Source organism: Lysobacter sp. P5_C4 (assembly GCF_054049695.1).
On the sequence record NZ_JBFULX010000009.1, the window covers coordinates 1 to 704 of the forward strand.

Annotated in this window: 1 protein-coding gene; it reads left to right on the forward strand. The window is 41.2% G+C overall.

What is annotated here, in order from left to right:
* Positions 1-544: ClpB D2-like domain containing protein (locus ACXJJ8_RS15390; protein ID WP_499031853.1), on the forward strand; the 544-nt coding region annotated here is incomplete at its 5' end.
* Positions 545-704 lie beyond the last annotated feature (160 nt).

Here is a 704-nt window from a genome sequence, read left to right on the forward strand (position 1 = left end):
GCTGGAAGATGGTCGCTTAACAGATTCCAAAGGACGCACGGTTGATTTCCGCAACACATTGATTATTATGACATCCAATGTTGGTGCGGATATGATTAAGAAAAATTCTTCGCTTGGCTTTACGGCTGCTGTCGATGCAGGTAGAGATTACACCAATATGAAGGATAAAGTAATGGGCGAGCTCAAGAAAAGCTTCCGTCCTGAGTTTCTTAACCGTATTGATGAAATTATCGTGTTCCACTCCTTGGATGAAGCACATATTGCGCAAATTGTCAGCCTAATGGCAGATGATCTACGTAAACGTCTGAAAGAGCAAGAGGTTGATTTCTTGCTAACAGACAAAGCGAAGGCGTTCCTTGCCAAAGAAGGATTCGATCCAACTTATGGAGCGAGACCGCTTCGCAGAGCCATTCAGAAGCATATCGAGGATCGCTTGTCTGAGGAACTGCTCAGAGGCAATATTGCCAAAGGTGACTCTTTAACCATTGATGAGAAAGATGGCGAACTTGTTGTCCTGAAGGGCGAAGGCGTAGCCGTAAAATAATGAAAGCAAAGAAGCATTTTGCTCCATCCTGCCTAGGGTGTAGCAAAATGCTTTTTATTTATCACAGCCCCGAATATAATAATTTTAATTAATGTATCTCAAACGGTATTAACATGTTGATAAATATGTAAGAAATGCATAAAAAAATGTATGATAGAAC